This window comes from Arthrobacter sp. G.S.26 (assembly GCF_050847375.1).
Classification (GTDB): domain Bacteria; phylum Actinomycetota; class Actinomycetes; order Actinomycetales; family Micrococcaceae; genus Arthrobacter.
The window spans coordinates 279,994-297,522 of sequence record NZ_CP193752.1 but is presented as its reverse complement, the minus strand read 5'-3'; the positions used below and the strand labels follow the sequence as shown (position 1 = coordinate 297,522).

General features: G+C 67.4%; 17 protein-coding genes. 7 read left to right on the top strand and 10 right to left on the bottom strand.

Going from position 1 to position 17,529, the window contains the following annotated elements:
* The first annotated feature begins 51 nt into the window (after positions 1-51).
* The 4 genes from ACRB8A_RS01415 to disA all read left to right on the top strand — a co-directional run bounded on the left by ACRB8A_RS01415 (position 52) and on the right by disA (position 5,584).
* Positions 52-1,662 carry an ABC transporter substrate-binding protein gene (locus ACRB8A_RS01415; RefSeq protein WP_285241124.1) on the top strand — a complete coding sequence of 537 codons (1,611 nt, stop codon included), beginning with the start codon at positions 52-54 and terminating at the stop codon, positions 1,660-1,662.
* A gap of 52 nt (positions 1,663-1,714) precedes the next feature.
* On the top strand, positions 1,715-3,211 hold the full coding sequence (locus tag ACRB8A_RS01410; RefSeq protein ID WP_285241125.1) for a glycoside hydrolase family 32 protein: 1,497 nt from the start codon (positions 1,715-1,717) through the stop codon (positions 3,209-3,211).
* Positions 3,196-4,155 (top strand): carbohydrate kinase family protein, encoded by a 960-nt coding sequence (locus ACRB8A_RS01405; RefSeq protein ID WP_285241126.1) that lies wholly within the window; start codon positions 3,196-3,198, stop codon positions 4,153-4,155. The genes ACRB8A_RS01410 and ACRB8A_RS01405 overlap by 16 nt, the downstream gene beginning before the upstream one ends.
* Positions 4,156-4,507: 352 nt before the next feature.
* The gene (disA, locus tag ACRB8A_RS01400) at positions 4,508-5,584 is read left to right on the top strand and encodes a DNA integrity scanning diadenylate cyclase DisA (RefSeq protein ID WP_050683571.1); all 1,077 of its coding nucleotides are present in this window, start codon (positions 4,508-4,510) and stop codon (positions 5,582-5,584) included.
* 39 nt (positions 5,585-5,623) lie between these two features.
* Here the strand turns inward: disA and ACRB8A_RS01395 are convergent, their stop codons facing one another.
* A complete protein-coding gene (locus ACRB8A_RS01395; protein ID WP_285241127.1) occupies positions 5,624-6,292 on the bottom strand; it encodes a hypothetical protein in 669 nt (222 codons plus the stop codon).
* Between the two features lie 282 nt (positions 6,293-6,574).
* Here ACRB8A_RS01395 and ACRB8A_RS01390 point away from each other — a divergent pair, with 282 nt between their 5' ends.
* Genes ACRB8A_RS01390 through ACRB8A_RS01380 form a run of 3 tightly spaced genes read left to right on the top strand, consistent with a single transcriptional unit; the run spans position 6,575 to position 8,390 of the window.
* A complete protein-coding gene (locus ACRB8A_RS01390) occupies positions 6,575-7,393 on the top strand; it encodes an A/G-specific adenine glycosylase (protein WP_350224289.1) in 819 nt (272 codons plus the stop codon).
* Between the two features lie 55 nt (positions 7,394-7,448).
* Positions 7,449-7,880, top strand: coding sequence for a DUF3592 domain-containing protein (locus tag ACRB8A_RS01385; protein ID WP_432245431.1), 432 nt, complete (start codon positions 7,449-7,451; stop codon positions 7,878-7,880).
* 24 nt (positions 7,881-7,904) lie between these two features.
* Positions 7,905-8,390, top strand: coding sequence for a hypothetical protein (locus ACRB8A_RS01380; protein WP_056601686.1), 486 nt, complete (start codon positions 7,905-7,907; stop codon positions 8,388-8,390).
* Between the two features lie 17 nt (positions 8,391-8,407).
* Here the strand turns inward: ACRB8A_RS01380 and ACRB8A_RS01375 are convergent, their stop codons facing one another.
* The 9 genes from ACRB8A_RS01375 to ACRB8A_RS01335 form a co-directional block, all read right to left on the bottom strand.
* Positions 8,408-8,584, bottom strand: a complete 177-nt coding sequence (locus tag ACRB8A_RS01375; protein WP_164468859.1) for a hypothetical protein — start codon at positions 8,582-8,584, stop codon at positions 8,408-8,410.
* Between the two features lie 77 nt (positions 8,585-8,661).
* Positions 8,662-9,351 (bottom strand): dihydroxyacetone kinase phosphoryl donor subunit DhaM, encoded by a 690-nt coding sequence (gene dhaM / locus ACRB8A_RS01370; protein WP_285241129.1) that lies wholly within the window; start codon positions 9,349-9,351, stop codon positions 8,662-8,664.
* Positions 9,348-9,980 (bottom strand): dihydroxyacetone kinase subunit DhaL, encoded by a 633-nt coding sequence (gene dhaL / locus ACRB8A_RS01365; RefSeq protein WP_432245430.1) that lies wholly within the window; start codon positions 9,978-9,980, stop codon positions 9,348-9,350. The genes dhaM and dhaL overlap by 4 nt, the downstream gene beginning before the upstream one ends.
* Positions 9,981-9,982: 2 nt before the next feature.
* Positions 9,983-10,984 carry a dihydroxyacetone kinase subunit DhaK gene (gene dhaK, locus ACRB8A_RS01360; protein WP_050684787.1) on the bottom strand — a complete coding sequence of 334 codons (1,002 nt, stop codon included), beginning with the start codon at positions 10,982-10,984 and terminating at the stop codon, positions 9,983-9,985.
* 229 nt (positions 10,985-11,213) lie between these two features.
* Entirely contained in the window at positions 11,214-11,723 is a 510-nt protein-coding gene (locus ACRB8A_RS01355; RefSeq protein WP_050684788.1) for an amino-acid N-acetyltransferase, read from the bottom strand.
* 99 nt (positions 11,724-11,822) lie between these two features.
* Positions 11,823-13,940: a prolyl oligopeptidase family serine peptidase gene (locus ACRB8A_RS01350; RefSeq protein WP_432245429.1), complete on the bottom strand. Its 2,118-nt coding sequence runs from the start codon at positions 13,938-13,940 to the stop codon at positions 11,823-11,825.
* Positions 13,941-14,085: 145 nt separating this feature from the next.
* Positions 14,086-16,578 (bottom strand): ATP-dependent Clp protease ATP-binding subunit, encoded by a 2,493-nt coding sequence (locus ACRB8A_RS01345; RefSeq protein WP_050683655.1) that lies wholly within the window; start codon positions 16,576-16,578, stop codon positions 14,086-14,088.
* 322 nt (positions 16,579-16,900) lie between these two features.
* On the bottom strand, positions 16,901-17,230 hold the full coding sequence (locus ACRB8A_RS01340) for a histone-like nucleoid-structuring protein Lsr2 (RefSeq protein ID WP_050683656.1): 330 nt from the start codon (positions 17,228-17,230) through the stop codon (positions 16,901-16,903).
* A gap of 130 nt (positions 17,231-17,360) precedes the next feature.
* Positions 17,361-17,528 carry a hypothetical protein gene (locus tag ACRB8A_RS01335; RefSeq protein WP_164468860.1) on the bottom strand — a complete coding sequence of 56 codons (168 nt, stop codon included), beginning with the start codon at positions 17,526-17,528 and terminating at the stop codon, positions 17,361-17,363.
* Between the last annotated feature and the right edge of the window lies 1 nt (position 17,529).

Below are 17,529 nucleotides of genomic sequence, written 5' to 3'. Positions count from 1 at the left end.
GTCCCGCACCAAGTCCCGCACCAAGTCCCGCACCAAGAAAAGGATCGACCCATGGCCACCAGCCGCCGCAAACTCGCCGTCCTTGGCACCCTCATGGCAGGAACAATGCTGTTCACCGCCTGCTCGGGCTCCAAAGGCACCGCCGAGATCCAGGACGCCTCCGCCGAATTCGGTTTCCAGGAGACCGGCTTCCCGATCGTCAAGGACAAGCTGACCCTCACGTTCTCCGGCACCAAATCCGCCCTGGCCCCTGACTACGGCAGCATGTCGCTGGTGCAGCAGTGGGAAACGGACACCAACGTGCACATCGACTGGGAAAACCTCCCCGAAGCGGTGTTCAAGGAAAAGAAGAACCTCATCCTGGCCAGCGGCGACCTGCCGGACGCGTTTTTCAACAGCGGCCTCACCGACGCGGAAATCACCACCTACGCCGCCAGCGGCACCCTGGTCCCGCTGGAGGGCCTGATCGACAAAAACGCCCCGAACCTGGCGAAAATCCTGGCGGACCGGCCGGACATCAAGGCTGCCATCACCTCCTCCGACGGGCACATCTACTCCCTGCCCTCCGTTGAGGAGCTGGGCCTGGTCCAGTTCCCCAACGAAATGGCCATCAACACAGCCTGGTTGGACAAGCTCGGCATCCCGATGCCTAAAACTGTTGACGAACTCCACAACGCCCTGCTGGCGTTCAAGGCCAAGGACGCCTCCGGGACGGGCCGGACCATCCCGCTGAGCTTTATGCCCGGCTCGTGGTGCGGGGACATCGTGGACCTCATCGCCGCCCTGGGCGGGGTCCCCGACAACATGGACCACCGGATCGTCCAGGACGGCAAAGTCATCTACACCGCCACGCAGGACGGCTACAAAAAAGCCATCGGCACCCTGCACCAGTGGTACCAGGAAGGCCTGATCGATCCGGAGTCCTTCTCCCAGGACGACAAGGCGTACCTGGCCAAGGGCAAGGCCGGGACGGCAAACCTCGGCTCGTTCGTCTGGTGGGAAATCAAGGAAATGGTGGGCGCTGACCGGGCGGCCGACTACGCGCTGCTGCCCGTCCTCGAAGGCGTGGACGGCAAGCGGCTGGCCAGCCAGTCCAACAACCAGGAGATCGCCCGCGGCGCCTTCGCCGTGACCCGGACCAACAAGTACCCGGCAGCCACCATGCGCTGGGCCGACAACCTCTACGACCCCCTCCAGTCAGCACAGGCCAACTGGGGCCCCATCGGCGAAACCCTGCAAAAAGACGCCGCCACCGGCCTGCTGACCCAGATCCCCGCTCCGGCAGGGACCAGCGAAGGCGAGCGCCGCCAGAAGGTGGCCCCCGGCGGCCCTAAGGCCAACACCGCCGAAAACTTCGAGAAAGTGGTGGCCCCCGAGCCCCGCGCCGCGGAACGGCAAAAGACCATCCAGGAAAACTACAAACCGTTTGCAGCCAATGACGGCTACCCGCCGGTGGCCCTGTCAAACGAGGAAATCCAGCAGATCGGCACCATCGAAACCGACGTCTCCGCCCTGGTCAAGCAGACCACTGCCAAGTGGATTGTCTCCGGCGGCATCGACAGCGAATGGGACGGCTACGTCTCCCAACTGGAGAACGTCGGCGTGGACCGGATGATCGACATCTACCAGCAGGCCTACGACCGGTTCCAGCAAAACTCCTGACCCAAAACACAGCACGCCAGCCCGTACCTGCAGCACGAAACGAGACGCATCCATGAACCCCGCCACGCCCACCCTTGAGGCCTACCGGCCGGCACGCCACTTCGCCGCCCGGGACACCTGGCTCAACGACCCCAACGGCCTGGTGTTCCTCGACGGCACGTACCACCTGTACTTCCAGAACAACCCGTACGGGAACGTCCACGGCAACCTGTCGTGGGGCCACGCCACCTCCACGGACCTGGTGGACTGGGTGGAACAGCCGGTGGCCATCCACTGCGATGAAACCGAAGAGATCTTCTCCGGCAGCATCGTGGTGGACCAGGAGAACACCTCGGGGCTCGGGGCGGCCGGGACGGCGCCGCTGGTGGCCCTCTACACCAGCGCCTACCGGCCGGCCTCCGAGCACCAGGGCACGCAGGCGCAGTCGGTCGCCTGGAGCGCGGACGGCGGCTACACGTGGACCAAGTACGCCGGGAACCCCGTCCTGACCCGGAACTCGCCGGAGTTCCGGGACCCCAAGGTGTTCCGGTACGAGGGCCCCGCCGGCAGCTACTGGGTCATGGCCGCCGTCGAGGCTCTGGATTTCGCGGTGCTGCTGTACCGGTCGGACAACCTGCTGGACTGGACGTACCTGAGCACCTTCGGGCCCGCCAACGGCACCGGCGGGGTGTGGGAGTGCCCTGACCTCTTCGAGCTGCCGGTGGACGGCAACCCGGAGCGCACCAAGTGGGTGCTCACCGTGAACATGAACCCCGGCGGCCCCAACGGCGGTTCGGCCGGACAGTACTTTGTGGGCCACTTCGACGGCACACGGTTCAGCTCCGAAACCACCGTCACCGAAGGCCTGCAGGACGACTCCCGGCTGGCCGATTACCACTGGCTGGACTGGGGCCGGGACTACTACGCCGCGGTGTCCTTCAGCAACGTCCCGGCCGGCCGGCGGCTGATGATCGGCTGGATGAACAACTGGCAGTACGCCAACCGGATCCCCACCGCGCCGTGGCGGAGCCCCATGAGCCTGGTCCGCGACGTGTGGCTCACCGAAATTGCGGGGCAGCCCCGGCTGGTCCAGGCCATCGCGCCGGAGGTCACCGCAGGAGCGGAGGCCGCCGCCCGCACGGAGGTCGCCGTCGCCGGCAGCCTGGCGGTCGACGGCGGCACCCCGGTCCAGCTGCTCCACGTCACCTTCACGCCGGAATCGGCTGACGTGTTCGGCATTGTGGTCCGCGGCGCCGCCGACGGCACTGCCGGGACCCGGATCAGCATCCGGCCCGGTGCCGGCAGCCTGGTCCTGGACCGGACGCTGTCCGGCGACACCGGCTTCGACCCATCGTTTGCCTCTGCCAGCACGGCGCCCATCCTGCCGGGCCCGGACGGAACCTACTCGCTCCGGATCTTTGTTGACCACTGCTCCGTGGAGGTTTTTGGCCAGGACGGCCTGGTCAGCATGACCGAACTGATCTTCCCGGACCCGGCCCACAGCACCATCAGCCTGTTCGCGGACGGCGGCACCGCCGGCGCCTCGCTGCAGCTGTGGGACGTGGCCTGACCGTGGCGGCCCAGGACACCCGTGGCACCGGCCTTGACGTGGTGGTGGTGGGCGAGGCGCTGGTGGACATCGTCACCACCAGCGCCGGCACCACCGAACATCCCGGCGGTTCCCCCGCCAATGTGGCCTACGGCCTGGGCCGGCTGGGTGTGCCCACGGGCTTCCTCACCTGCCTGGGCACGGACCGGCACGGCGCGCTGGTGGCGGAGCACCTGGTCCGGGCAGGGGTGGGGATCCTGTCCGGGTCGCCGAGGACCGGGCCCACCTCCACTGCCGCCGCCACCCTGGCGCCGGACGGATCGGCCCGCTACAGCTTCAGCATCCATTGGGACCTGCCGGCCTGGGATTCCGCCGCGCTAACGGCGCCACCCCGGGTGCTGCACACCGGTTCGATCGCCAGCTTCCTTGCCCCGGGCGCCGAATCGGTCCGCGGCCTCCTGGAGCAGGCGCAGGGCACCTCCCTGGTCACCTACGATCCCAACATCCGCCCGGACCTGCTGGGCAGCCACGCGGCAACCCTGGCCGGCTTTGAGGACCTGGTCCAGCTGGCGGATGTCATCAAACTCAGCGACGAGGATGCAGCCTGGCTGTATCCCCGCCGCGATCCGGCGGACGTTGCGGCGGAACTGGTGCGGCGCGGCGCACGCCTGGCAGTGGTGACCCTCGGCGCGGAGGGGGCGCTGCTGGCTACCCCGGTCACCACGCTGCATGTTCCGGCGGTACCTTCCGTAGTGGCGGACACCATCGGGGCCGGCGATTCCTACATGGCGGCCCTGATTTCCGGCCTGCTGGCGGTAGCGCCGGGCGAACTGGAACCGGCCACCGTGGAAGGGCTGGGCCGGATGGCCGCGGCGGCCGCGGCGATCACCGTGGGCCGGCCCGGCGCCAACCCGCCCACGGCTGCTGAACTGGCGGCCGCCTTGAAGGTGCCCCACCCCGCCTGATCCCCTTCCCCCCAACTAGGTCGCAGTTGTTGTCGTTATGAGCCCCCAAAACGACAACAACTGCGACCTAGTTGGGTGGGGCGGGGCTTGGCGGTCCGGCAGGGCACACGGCGCCCCGGGCATGCGGCACGGCCGGGCCAAAAGCGCCCTCCCGGGCACAACGCGGGGAGGCATTCGGACCCCCTGCGCCGCTCCCTCCCCACGGGGCACTTTAAGGCTTGCCTGTGCGGATGGACACAATTCTTACCCCTATCATTGAGCTTGCAGGAAACTATGCACTTTTCATCCTGCCGGCAGAGTGCGGAAGCCGGCATTCCGGCGGGCACAGGTCCGCACCTTTGAAGGGACAACCATGGCGCGGAGCCCTGAAGAATCACTCAAGGCAACGCTGGGCAGGGTGGCGCCCGGGACTCCGCTGCGTGACGGCCTGGAACGGATCCTCCGGGGCCGGACGGGTGCGCTGATCGTCCTGGGCTCGGACCGGACCATCGACTCCATCTGCTCGGGCGGCTTCGACATCGGCATCGACTTCTCCCCCACCCGGCTGCGTGAACTGGCCAAGATGGACGGGGCCATCATCTGCGACAAGGACGCGGGAAACATCCTGCGCGCCGCCGTCCAGCTGGTCCCGGACTCCAGCATCGAAACCCAGGAATCGGGCACCCGGCACCGCACCGCGGAGCGCGTGGCCATCCAGACGGGCGTCCCGGTCATTTCCGTGAGCCAGTCCATGCAGATCATCGCCCTCTACGTCAACGGCCTGCGGCACGTGCTGGAGGGCTCGGAAAAGGTCCTGGCCCGCGCCAACCAGGCCCTGGCCACCCTCGAGCGGTACCGCTCCCGGCTTGACCAGGTCACCAGTTCCCTCTCCGCCCTGGAGATCGAGGCGATGGTGACGGTGCGGGACGTCGCCGTCACCCTGCAGCGCCAGGAAATGGTCCGCCGCATCTCCGAGGAAATAGCCCAGTACGTCCTGGAGCTCGGTGAGGACGGCAGGCTGCTCTCCCTGCAGCTGGATGAACTCACCGTGGGCCGCGGGCCGGGCAGCGATGTGATCATCCGCGACTACGCGGGCCCCGATGCCTCCCCCGAAGACATCGAAAAGGCCGTGAGCGCCCTGGTCAACCTGGGCCCCACCGAATTGATCGACCTCAGCAGGATCGCCGGCATGGTGGGCTTCGCCAGCGGCGTGGACAACCTTGACGCCGTGGTCCAGCCGCGCGGGTACCGGCTCCTGTCCGGCCTGAAGGCGGTTCCCAAAGCCGTGGCGGACCGGCTGGTGGACCACTTCGGCGGGCTCCAGTTCCTGATGGCCGCCACCATCGATGACCTGATGACAGTGGACGGCATCGGCGACCAGCGTGCCCGCACGGTCAGGGAGGGCCTGAGCCGCATGGCCGAGGCCAGCCTGCTGGACCGCTTCCTCTAACCCCGGCCCTGCAAAACTGGACCGCGGCCACAAACCGGCTCAGTTGAGCTGGAAAACAGCCTTGGGGCTGGCTTTGGAGCCGAGCTTCGCGGTGAAGATGTAGTAGGCCCCACCGCCGCCGGGCTTGGCCGAAACCGGCTGGCAGCCTTCAACACTCCTGGCCTGCGACCACGGAAAGTTGGCCGTTTCGCTGGCACCGGGCGCGATGGTTTTGATGAGGTCCTCGCTGGTGGACTGGCAGTCCCGGGACGAGAAGATCCGGTCGGCACCGCTGGTGACCAGGAATTCCATCTGCGAGGTGCCGATGTTGACCTCGCAGGGCATGGTGCCGCCGTTGGTGACCTTCAGGGTCAGCAGCGGTTTGTCGTCCGGCCCGTAGGCGCCCTTGTCCGTGGCTGCGGAGACGGTGACCAGGTTCTGGTTGCAGGACGGGGCCGCGGACGGCGTGGGAGTAGGGGTGGCAGCGGCACTGGTTGGCGCGGCGGCCGTTCCGCTGGGAGCGGGGTCCGTGGCTGAGGCCTGCTCCGACCCGCCACCGAAGGCGCCGCCCAGGGCCAGCCCGCCCATCAGCAGGGCCAACGCCAGGAGCAGTGCGCCGCCGGCAAACAGCCGGCGGCGCCGGTACACGGCAGCGCCCGGCCTGCCGGCACCCGTTGCCGCCGAAGCCGCGCTTTTACCGCGCGATGATGTACTGCCTTGCCTGCCCATCCTCCTAGGCTAGAGAACCGGCACTGCTCTGCGGGGCCACCACGCCGCCGGACGGCCAACGGGCTGGTCACATCGCGTTTCAACCCGCCGGAGAACTTCCATTACAGTGTGGGGATCGATACCAAAAACCCCACCACCACAGTTCCCGCGCCGCCTGCCGGCGGCGAAGCCGGGCTCAGTTCCCTGCACGCAAGGATCAACGGCTGGTTTGACGAAACCGCCCGCGACCTGCCCTGGCGGGATCCGGCCTGCAGCCCCTGGGGCGTCCTGGTCAGCGAGATCATGCTGCAGCAGACCCCGGTGGTCCGGGTGCTGCCCGTCTGGCACGAATGGCTGGAACGCTGGCCCACCCCCGCCGCCCTGGCAGCAGTTCCGGCCGGAGAAGCCGTCCGGGCCTGGGGAAGGCTTGGATATCCGCGCCGGGCATTGCGGCTCCACGCGGCGGCGGCCGCCATTGTGCAGGACCATGGCGGCAGCGTCCCCGCAACCCATGCCGAACTGCTCCAGTTGCCTGGTGTGGGCAGCTACACGGCAGCCGCGGTGGCAGCCTTCGCATTCGGCCGCCGCGAGACGGTGGTGGACACCAACATCCGGCGCGTCCACGCCCGCCTGGTATCCGGAACGGCACTGCCGGCCCCCGCCCTGACCGCAGCCGAGATGCGCCTGGCCACTGCGCTGCTGCCGGCCGACGACGGCGCCTCCGTCCGCTGGAACGCCGCGGTCATGGAGCTGGGCGCCATGGTGTGCACGGCCCGGGCACCCAAATGTGTTGCCTGCCCGGTCCGGGGCTCCTGTGCGTGGCTGGCCGCAGGCGAGCCACCGCCGTCGTACATCCCCAAAGGCCAGGCGTGGCACGGCACCGACCGGCAGGTCCGCGGCGCCGTGCTTGCCGTCCTGCGCCTCGCGGACGCGCCGGTTCCCCCGGACCTGTTCCAGGCCCCGCCGGCGGACCTGGGGTTCGCGCCGGAAGGAATCGGTGTGCCGCTGGCTGCCCTGCACCGGCTCAATTCCGCTCCTGAACAGCTGGAACGGGCGCTGGCCGGGCTGCTCGCGGATGGGCTGGCGGAGCTCGCACACGGCGGCTACCGGCTTCCGGCCTGAGGGGCTGCGGCCGCAAAATGGCATACTTCGGACATAACGCAACCAGGGGGAACGCATGAGAATGATCATCTATGGCGTGTGGGCGCTGTTTATGGTGGCCGCCGTTTTCGCGATTATCCGGACCGTGCGGACCACGCGGCGCCAGTCGGAGCAGATGGCCAGCTGGCCCAAGGCCCGGGCCACCGTGACCGGCAGCGTGGCGGGGTGGACCAACGGCGGGGGCGGCTCCAGCCGCAGCCGCCGCTACTTCCCCACGTACCAGTTCACCGACCCGCACGGCACGCTCTTTGTGGGCAAATCCGAGGTTTCCCGGGCAGCAGCCCCCGCACCGGGGTCCCCGCTTGAGGTCGCCTACAACCCGGCCAATCCCAACGAATCCCTGCAGGTTTCGGCCGCCTCCAAGGTTGCGCTGGGCTGCCTGCTCCCGTTTTTCGCCGTCTTCGGTGTGGCTTCGTTCCTCTTCATCAGCTTTTTCCCGCTGCCCTAGGCCAAACTGCCCTACGCTGAAGGCATGCGCAGGCCCGGGGTTCTTCTGGCATTGATCACGACGGCGGGACTCACCGCGTGCGGGCCGGGCGCCGGCGGCGTGGCGTGCCCGGACCTGGGCCAGTCAAACGGTGTGGCCCTCACCGTTGCCGCCAACTACGCGGCGCAGGTTGACGTGGTGCACCTGGTGGCCTGCCAGGACGGCGGTTGCCACGAGGCCGACCTTGAGCTGATGCCGGGCAGCACCTCCGTGGACCAGGGCTGCACCACCGACGGGGTCTGCTCCGCCACGGCCTCGCCGGACGGCACCAAAGTGGGAAACCTCGACCTGGGTGTCCTGACCGAGTCCCCGATCACCGCAACGGTGACCGGAACCGCGGCCGGCGGCGCCCTGCCCGTCCGCTCCCTGGTGTTCAAGCCCAGCGCGGGGTATCCATTCGGGGAGCAGTGCCCCCGATACCTCTCGGCGTCCGTGATCCTGGACAGTGCGGGGCTGCAGCCCGCTTCCTGATGCTGTCCGGGGCGCCGTCAGAAGAGGGCAGGCTGGCCGAAGGGATCCTCGGCAGCTGCTCCGGAGACTGCCTGCGGCTGCGAGGTGCAGGCGTGCCAGTCAAAGCCGAGCTCAGCCAGAAGCTCCTCAACGGACATCTGTCCGTCAAGCACTTCGATCTCGGCAGGGGTTTCTTCCAGGTGGGGCCGTTCCATGGCATCGAGCTTATGGCCAGGGCCGGACAATGCCGCCCTGAACACACCGCCGGGCGCCTGATTGGGGTGGGTCCGGCCTACGGCTCGCCGAAGCCGGCCTGCACCAGCCCGCCGATGTAGTTCACCGCCCGTTCCGCGTCCAGACCCCAGGCCTGGACGTGGATACCCTGGCCCCTGCCAGCCGCGAGGGTCATCAGCGCCGTCATCGATGCCGCGTCCACACCGTTCAGGGTGACCCTGGCATCCAGTGCTGCGACGCCGCCGGCGATCCTGGCCGCCGGCCGGGCATGCAGGCCGGCCTGGTTGATGAGCTCAAAGTCGCCGGTGAAGTCCGGGCCCGGGCCTGTGACCGAGCCCTCGGCCAGCTGCGCTGCCGGAACCTCCGGGCTGCGCGGCGGTGCGCCCGCCGCCTCGGCCGCCCGCTTTACCGCGTGCAGCCCCGCCCCGCCCTGGGCTGCGACCGCCGCAGCCACCAGGCCTTCCACCAGGGGCGCGTCGGCCAGCACCACACCGTGCGGATTATCCACAAACTCCATCGCCGATTCGGCGGTCATCACGGCCGAGCCCAGGTCCGCGAGGACCACCACCCCGCCGTCCGCAGCCTTCTCGAGGGCCGCCAGGACCCTTTCCAGGCTGGTGCCAATGCTGCCGTCCATGGTGCCCCCGGCTGCCAGGATCTGCACATCCGGGGCCATCTGGGCGGCAAGTTCCGCGGCGCCGTCGGCAATTTTTTCACTATGGGACACCACTACCAGGCTGATGGTCATGCCGCGGCCCCCACTGCTGCCCGGAAGATCAAGGCGCTGGAAGCAGCTCCCGGGTCGCGGTGCCCGGCGCTGCGCTCCCCCAGGTAGCTGGCCCGGCCCTTGCGTGCCACCAGCGGGTCTGTGGCCGCAGCACCCGCTTCGGCGGCCTCTGCGGCGGCCACAAGGATCGTGAGGACGTCCGGGGCGCCGGCGTCAACGGCCGCCCGGGCGGAATCCACCGCCGGTGTCCAGGCGTCCACCATTGTTTTGTCGCCGGTTTCGGCCTTGCCCCGGGCCACGATGCCGTCCCGCCCTGCGGCCAGCGCAGCGGCCCATGCCGCGGAATCAATCTCGGTGGCGTCACCCAGGGCGGTTGCGGCGCGGAGGAAGGCCGTGCCGTACAGCGGCCCGGCGGCGCCGCCCACCTTCGACATCAGCGTCATGGCGGCCAGCTTCAGCGCGGCACCCGGTGTTTCCGGCGGCGCTTCGGCGAGCTTTTCCAGGACTGCCTGGAATCCCCTGTCCATGTTCTCGCCGTGGTCCGAATCACCGATGGCCCGGTCCAGCTCGATCAGTTCCATCCGGTGTCCTGCCATGGCCTGCGCGCACAGCGTCAGCCACTTCAGGGTCCAGTTAGTATCCAGCAGCATGCTCAGGCCCCCCAGCGCAGGGCGGCGGTGTGGACCGGCGCGTCCCACAGGGCGGTGAGTTCATCGTCCAGGCGCAGGACCGAGATGGAGCAGCCCTGCATTTCCAGGGCCGTGACGTAGTTGCCCACCAGCGAGCGGGCCACCACGGCCCCGTGGTCAGCCAGTACCTGCGCTGCCCGCCGGTACACGATGTACAGCTCGCTCAACGGGGTTCCGCCCATGCCGTTCACAAACAGGAGCACCTGCTCACCCGCTTCGATCTTCAGGTCGGACAGGACGGGCTCCAGCAGCCGGTCAGTGATGCCGTCGGCGTTTTCCATGGCAATCCGGTGCCGGCCGGGTTCCCCGTGGATGCCGATGCCGATCTCGATTTCGTCCCCGGCGAGGTCGAAGCTGGGCGTCCCGGCGTGCGGTACGGTGCAGGCGGACAACGCCACCCCCATGGTGCGGACGTTGAGGTTGACGCGTTCGCCGATTCCGGCCACCGTGTCCAGGTCATCGCCGCGTTCGGCCGCCGCGCCGGCGATTTTTTCCACCAGCACGGTCCCTGCCACACCCCGCCGGCCCGCCGTGTAGAGCGAGTCCTCCACAGCCACGTCATCGTTGACCAGGACGGTGCGGACGCGGATCCCCTCGGCTTCGGCCAGTTCGCCGGCGGTCTCGAAATTCAGCACATCGCCGGTGTAGTTCTTCACGATGTGCACCACTCCGGCGCCTGAATCCACGGCCATTGTGGCGGGCAGGATCTGGTCCGGCGTCGGCGAGGTGAACACGGCGCCCGGGACGGCGGCGTCGAGCATGCCACGGCCCACAAATCCGGCGTGGAGGGGCTCATGGCCGCTGCCGCCGCCGGAGAGCAACCCCACCTTGCCTGCCACCGGCGCATCCTTGCGGGTGATGAAGGCCGGATCGGCATTAACGCTCACGAGGTCAGCGTGCGCCAGGCCGAAGCCGGCAACACTTTCCCCGACCACTGAACGGGGATCGTTGATGAGTTTCTTCACGGCGTTGCTCCTGGCTGTGCTCCTGAAGGATGTCACAGACGACCCTACTACCGGCAGGCCGGGCAAAGGTAGGCACCGGCCGGGCCCTGGGGTGTTTCAACACGAAAAAGGGACAGCCCCCAATGACTGTCCCTTTCCGGGCCCCCATTCCCGGCCACCGCTAGTTTATCCATCAAATCGAATAAAGCCAAGACAGTGCTGCCTTCGACGTCTTATTCGGAATTCCGGCCTAGAGGACGCGGATCATGCGGGTGTTGCCAAGAGTGTTGGGCTTGACCCGCGCCAGGTCGAGGAACTCCGCGACGCCCTCATCGTGGGAACGCAGGAGCTCTGAGTAGACCACAGGGTCCACCGCCGACTGGTCCGCCATAACCTCGAAGCCGTGGCGCTTGAAGAAGTCCACCTCGAACGTCAGGCAGAAGACCCGGTTGACTCCGAGGGCCCGGGCCCGCTCCAGGAGGCTCTCCACCAGCACATGGCCGATGCCCTGGCCACGCCGGTCCTGCGACGCCGCAAGGGTGCGGACCTCGGCCAGGTCCTCCCACATCACGTGGAGGGCGCCGCAGCCGATCACCTCGCCGTCGGCGGACTCGGCGATCAGGAACTCCTGGAGGCTTTCGTAGTAGGCGACGGTTTCCTTGGCCATCAGGATCCGCTCCTCGGCCAGGGGCGCCACAAGCTTCTTGATGGCGGAAACATCATCGGTGCGGGCAGGGCGGATCTCGAAGGAATTCGTCACAGGCCAATCCTAGTTGGGGCCTTGCAACGGCACCGAAATCCGGGCTTCTTCCGCTCAAGGAAGCGGCCCGGATGACGGTGCCGTAGGGTACGGGGGCGGCTAGAGACCCAACTCCCCGGGCAGTTCGGTTTCCTGGTCCAGCACGTTGCGGGCCAGGAATGACTCCACCACCTGGTACCAGATCTTCGAGTGGTTGGGCTGGAGGACCCAGTGGTTTTCGTCCGGGAAGTACAGGAACCGGTGCGGGGTCTGCCCGTCCCGGTCGGCTGCCAGCTGTGATTTGGACAGCAGTTCGTACCAGAGCCGCAGGCCCTCGCCGATGGGCACACGGTAGTCCTTGTCCCCGTGGATGACCAGCATGGGGGTGCTGATCTTTTCGACGTGCAGATGCGGGGAGTTCTCCCGCGCCATCTCCTCCGTCATTTCCTTCAGCCAGTACTGGGAGGAGTCGGTGGTGGGGCCGAACTGGTCCAGCGCCCAAAGGCTGGCGTGGGTCACAATGGCCTTGAACCTGTCGGTCTGTCCTGCCACCCAGTTCGCCATGTATCCGCCGAAGGACCCGCCCATGGCGGCCGTGCGGGTCCCGTCGATGTCCACCCGTTCCTCTGCCGCGTCGGTGACGGCCATAAGGTCCGTGAACGGCGCCTTGCCCCAGGCTCCCCAGCCGCGCTGGATGTAGGCCTGGCCGTAGCCGGTGGACAATGCCGGGTCCGGGAGCAGCACGGCGTATCCCTTGGCCGTGAGCAGCCAGGGGTTCCAGCGCCAGGTCCACGCGTTCCAGGATCCCAGCGGACCGCCGTGGATCCAGAGCAGCATCGGGGCGGGCGAGGCTGCGGACGCACCCTCCGGCAGTGCCAGGTACGCGGGCACCCGGGAGCCGTCGGCGGCGGTGGCGGCGATCCGTTCAAGCCGTCCGGAGGCCACGGGCCGCTCAGCGGGGGCCGGCAACCGTGTGGTCTCGCCCGTGGCCAGGTCGATCCGGACCGCTTCGGGCGGGAATTCGTAGGAGCTCCGCAGGGCATAGGCTGTGCGGCCTTCCGGGGATACCACAACGTCGGTATACGCCGCGGCGTCCTGCGTTACCCGGGTGATACCGAGTTCAGCCGCAGCGGACGGGACGCTGATCCGGAAAACCGGCGACGCGCCGTCGTCGTCCGCGGTCACCAGGAGGGCGGACCCGTCAGGGAGCCAGGCCGCGGGCTTGGCCCACCGGTCCCAGTCGTGCGCCAGCGGCTGCAGCGCCACAACCCCCCGGCCCGCTGATACGTCCAGCAGGTGCAGCTTGATTTCCGGCGCCTGGTGGGGAGTGGAATCACTCTCACTGACCACCACCAGCGTGCTGCCGTCCGGGCTGACGGGGCCGGGAAAGAAGCTCATGCCTTCCTGGTCCAGTAGGACTTCCTGCGTGCCGGACGCCACGTCCACGGCCACCAGCACAAACCGGCTGTCTGCCCTGGCCAGCGGCTTGGTGTAGCTGGTGTAAATGGTCCGGCCGTCAGGGCTCACAGCGGTTTCCGCTTCCCGGAGCCTGGCACCGGCGTCCGGGGTGAGGTTCCGGAGGGCCAGCGGCGCGGTGGCGTCCACCGTGGCGGGCTTCCCTGGCGCATCGCCGGCCCCGGGTTCCACGGCGAAAATGCGGGGCTGGCCGGGGCCCAGGTCCTCGTCCCAGTACCGCACCGGGTATTCGCTGTGCAGGATGGCGGAAACCTTGTTGTCTTTGCGGGCCTTGCGGCGCGCAGCGTCATCCTCCTCGTCTGCGGACCCGGCCAGGACGTCCGCGGTCACGAAGGCCGCAGCGGCGTTCCTGGCGGTTTTCACGGCCGACACGCCACCGGGCCGGCTCAGGACGATCCGGGCTTCGCCGCCGCCCGCGGGCAGGCGCCAGAGCGCGCTGACGGGCTCGTCCTCCGGGTTCTCCGGATCGGGGCGGGCGGAGGTGAAGTAGACGTCACCGTTGGCGGCGAAGCATGCGCCGGCCTCGCCCTTGGCGCTGCGGGTGATGCGGCGGGCCTGCTGCCGGCCGGCCGGGTCGATTTCCCACAGGGCGGAGGCAAATGCGGTGCCCTTGCTGTTCAGGGTGCCGACGGCGGTGACCAGGCGGGTGCCGTCCGGGCTCAGGCTCAGGCCACTTACCCGGGGGATGGAGAGGTAGTGGTCGAGGTTGTGGAACGGGGTCAGTGGTTGCTCTTCCGGGGTCTCCGGTTTCAGGGTAGCCATGCGTCCGATTCAAACACGTTTTGTGCGCCAGGACACAGTACGCATGGTTTCGTCGCGGCGGGCCCGGCCAGGGAACGGATCCCGGGTTAAACGCGGAAGCCCCGCCCTCTCCTGGTGGGAGAGGGCGGGGCTTTCGTCGTTGGCGCTAGACGCTCGGAGCGATCTCCGGGATGCGTGGCTTGGCGTTACCGGCGAACGTGAACTTGGCTTCGTCGCCGTCGCCTTCCACATCCACCACCACGATGTCACCGGCGTGGATCTCGCCGAACAGGATCTTCTCGGAGAGCTGGTCCTCGATCTCGCGCTGGATGGTCCGGCGCAGCGGCCGGGCGCCCATGGCGGGGTCGTAACCGCGGGTGGCGAGGAGGACCTTGGCCGCGGGCGTGAGCTCGATGCCCATGTCCTTGTCCTTGAGCCGCTTCTCCAGGCGGTTGACGAACAGGTCCACGATCTCGATGATCTCGTCCTGGGTGAGCTGCGGGAACACCACAACGTCGTCAACACGGTTCAGGAACTCGGGGCGGAAGTGCTGCTTGAGTTCCTCCGTGACGCGGGCCCGCATCCGGTTGTAGCCGGTCTGCGTGTCCGTGCCCGACTGGAAGCCGGTGGCCACGGTCTTGGAGATGTCCCGGGTGCCCAGGTTGGTGGTCATGATGATCACGGTGTTCTTGAAGTCCACCACCCGGCCCTGGGAGTCGGTCAGCCGGCCGTCCTCCAGGATCTGCAGCAGGGAGTTGAAGAGGTCCGCGTGGGCCTTTTCCACTTCGTCGAACAGGACCACTGAGAACGGACGGCGCCGGACCTTCTCGGTCAGCTGGCCGCCTTCCTCGTAGCCCACGTAGCCCGGAGGGGCACCGAAGAGCCGCGAGACGGTGTGCTTCTCGGAGTATTCGGACATGTCCAGGGTGATGAGGGCGTCCTCCTCACCGAACAGGAATTCCGCGAGGGCCTTGGCCAGTTCGGTCTTGCCGACGCCGGTGGGGCCGGCGAAGATGAACGAGCCACCCGGACGCTTGGGGTCCTTGAGTCCGGCGCGGGTCCGGCGGATTGCCTGCGACAGTGCCCTGATGGCCTCGTTCTGGCCCACCACGCGCTTGTGCAGTTCGTCTTCCATCTTGAGCAGTCGCGAGGATTCTTCCTCGGTGAGCTTGAAGACGGGGATGCCGGTGGAGTTCGCCAGCACCTCGGCGATGAGGTCCTCATCCACCTCGGAGATGTCGTCCATGCCGCCGGACTTCCAGTGGCGTTCCTTTTCGGCCCGCTCGGTGATCATCTTCTGCTCCTTGTCACGGAGCGAAGCGGCACCCTCGAAGTCCTGCGCATCAATCGCGGACTCCTTTTCCAGCTTGAGCTTGGCGATGCGCTCGTCCATGGCCTTGAGCTCCGGCGGAGCGGTCATGCGGCGGATGCGCAGGCGTGCGCCGGCCTCGTCGATCAAGTCGATCGCCTTGTCCGGCAGGAAGCGGTCCGAGATGTACCGTTCGGCGAGGCTGGCCGCGGAGGCCAGGGCGCCGTCGGTGATGGTGACGCGGTGGTGTGCCTCGTAGCGGTCACGCAGGCCCTTGAGGATCTCGATGGCATGCGCCACGGAGGGTTCCTTGACCTGGATCGGCTGGAAGCGGCGCTCCAGCGCGGCGTCCTTCTCGATGTGCTTGCGGTACTCATCAAGCGTGGTGGCGCCGATGGTCTGCAGTTCCCCGCGGGCCAGCATGGGCTTGAGGATGGACGCAGCATCGATGGCACCTTCGGCGGCACCCGCACCCACCAGGGTGTGGATCTCGTCGATGAAGAGGATGATGTCGCCGCGGGTGCGGATCTCCTTGAGGACTTTCTTCAGGCGCTCCTCGAAGTCACCGCGGTACCGCGAGCCTGCCACCAGTGAACCGAGGTCCAGGGTGTACAGCTGCTTGTCCTTGATGGTCTCGGGGACGTCGCCGCGGACGATCGCCTGGGCGAGGCCCTCAACGACGGCGGTCTTGCCGACGCCGGGCTCACCGATCAGGACCGGGTTGTTCTTGGTGCGGCGGGAGAGGACCTGCATAACGCGTTCCATCTCCTGCTCGCGTCCAATGACCGGGTCCAGCTTGTTCTCGCGGGCAGCCTGGGTGAGGTTCCGGCCAAACTGGTCCAGGACCACCGAACCCGCAGGGGTGCCTTCGGGCTGGCCCGGGCCGACGCCTGCGCCGGTGGTTTCCTTGCCCTGGTAGCCGGACAGCAGCTGGATGACCTGCTGGCGGACCCGGTTGAGGTCGGCGCCGAGCTTGACCAGCACCTGGGCGGCAACGCCTTCACCTTCCCGGATCAGGCCAAGCAGGATGTGCTCAGTGCCGATGTAGTTGTGGCCCAGCTGGAGCGCCTCGCGCAGCGAGAGTTCCAGGACCTTCTTGGCGCGGGGGGTGAAGGGGATATGGCCGGACGGGGCCTGCTGGCCCTGACCGATGATCTCCTGCACCTGCTCGCGAACGCCGTCGAGCGAAATGCTCAAGGACTCAAGAGCTTTGGCGGCAACGCCCTCACCTTCATGGATCAGACCCAAGAGGATGTGTTCGGTACCGATGTAATTGTGGTTCAGCATGCGTGCCTCTTCTTGGGCAAGCACCACTACGCGACGGGCACGGTCCGTAAATCGCTCAAACATTTCGCCACACTCCTAGCTACGACGTACTTTGATGCTACGTGGCCCGCTACAAGATGGGGAGCGTGTTCGCCACGGGGGAAACCGGGACCGGTCCCGAATAGCAGCCGGCCGCCGTTGCCGGCATTTCCGGGGGGTGCCGGCAACGGCCGGCGGCAGGGAAAAATACCCCGGCCCAAATGAATTGACAAATCCGGTGCCGCTTCGGTTAGCCACAACAAAGTATGCGGTTTTTGCGGGCCGGACCGCATTCGCGGTTGGAACACAAAAAACCGCGCTTCCCGGAGTCCGGGCGGCGCGGCTTTCAGTGCATCACTGCGCAGGGCTAGGAATTTGCCTTTTGGTAGGCTTCCTGGATTTCCGCCTGAATTCGGCCGCGGCTGTTAACGGTGTAGCCGTTATCACGGGCCCACTGGCGAATCTGCGCCGAATCATTGTTCCGACCGGCAGCGGGCGCCTTGGCGCGGGCCGCGCGGCCACCGGACGTCTTACGGCCGGCGTCGATAAAGCGCTCCAGCGAAGTGCGGAGCTCGGCGGCATTAGCTGCCGAGAGGTCGATCTCATAGTTGGCCCCGTCAAGGCCAAACTTTACATTCTCGTCTGCGGATCCCCCATCCAGATCATCAACGAGGATGATGTTTACTTTCTGTGCCATTAAAAGACTTCCTTGTGAGGGGTGGATTTTCAGAGAAGCAGGATGTTTCCTAAAAAGTTTTACTCTCTTTATGGCAACGCGTCAAAGTACGCAATGGTTCCTGGCTATATTCCCGGAAAGTTCACAGGGTTTAGTTATTGGAAACCGGACCGTGGCCGGCCGCTTTGGCATCCGCCTCGGCCTGCGCCCGCGCCTCTGCCTGCCGCTCGGATTTGTCCGCATTGAAGATTGACTTCATGGCGAACCAGAACAGCAGGCCTACCACCAGGGAGGGTACAAGGACAGCTACATACTCCACG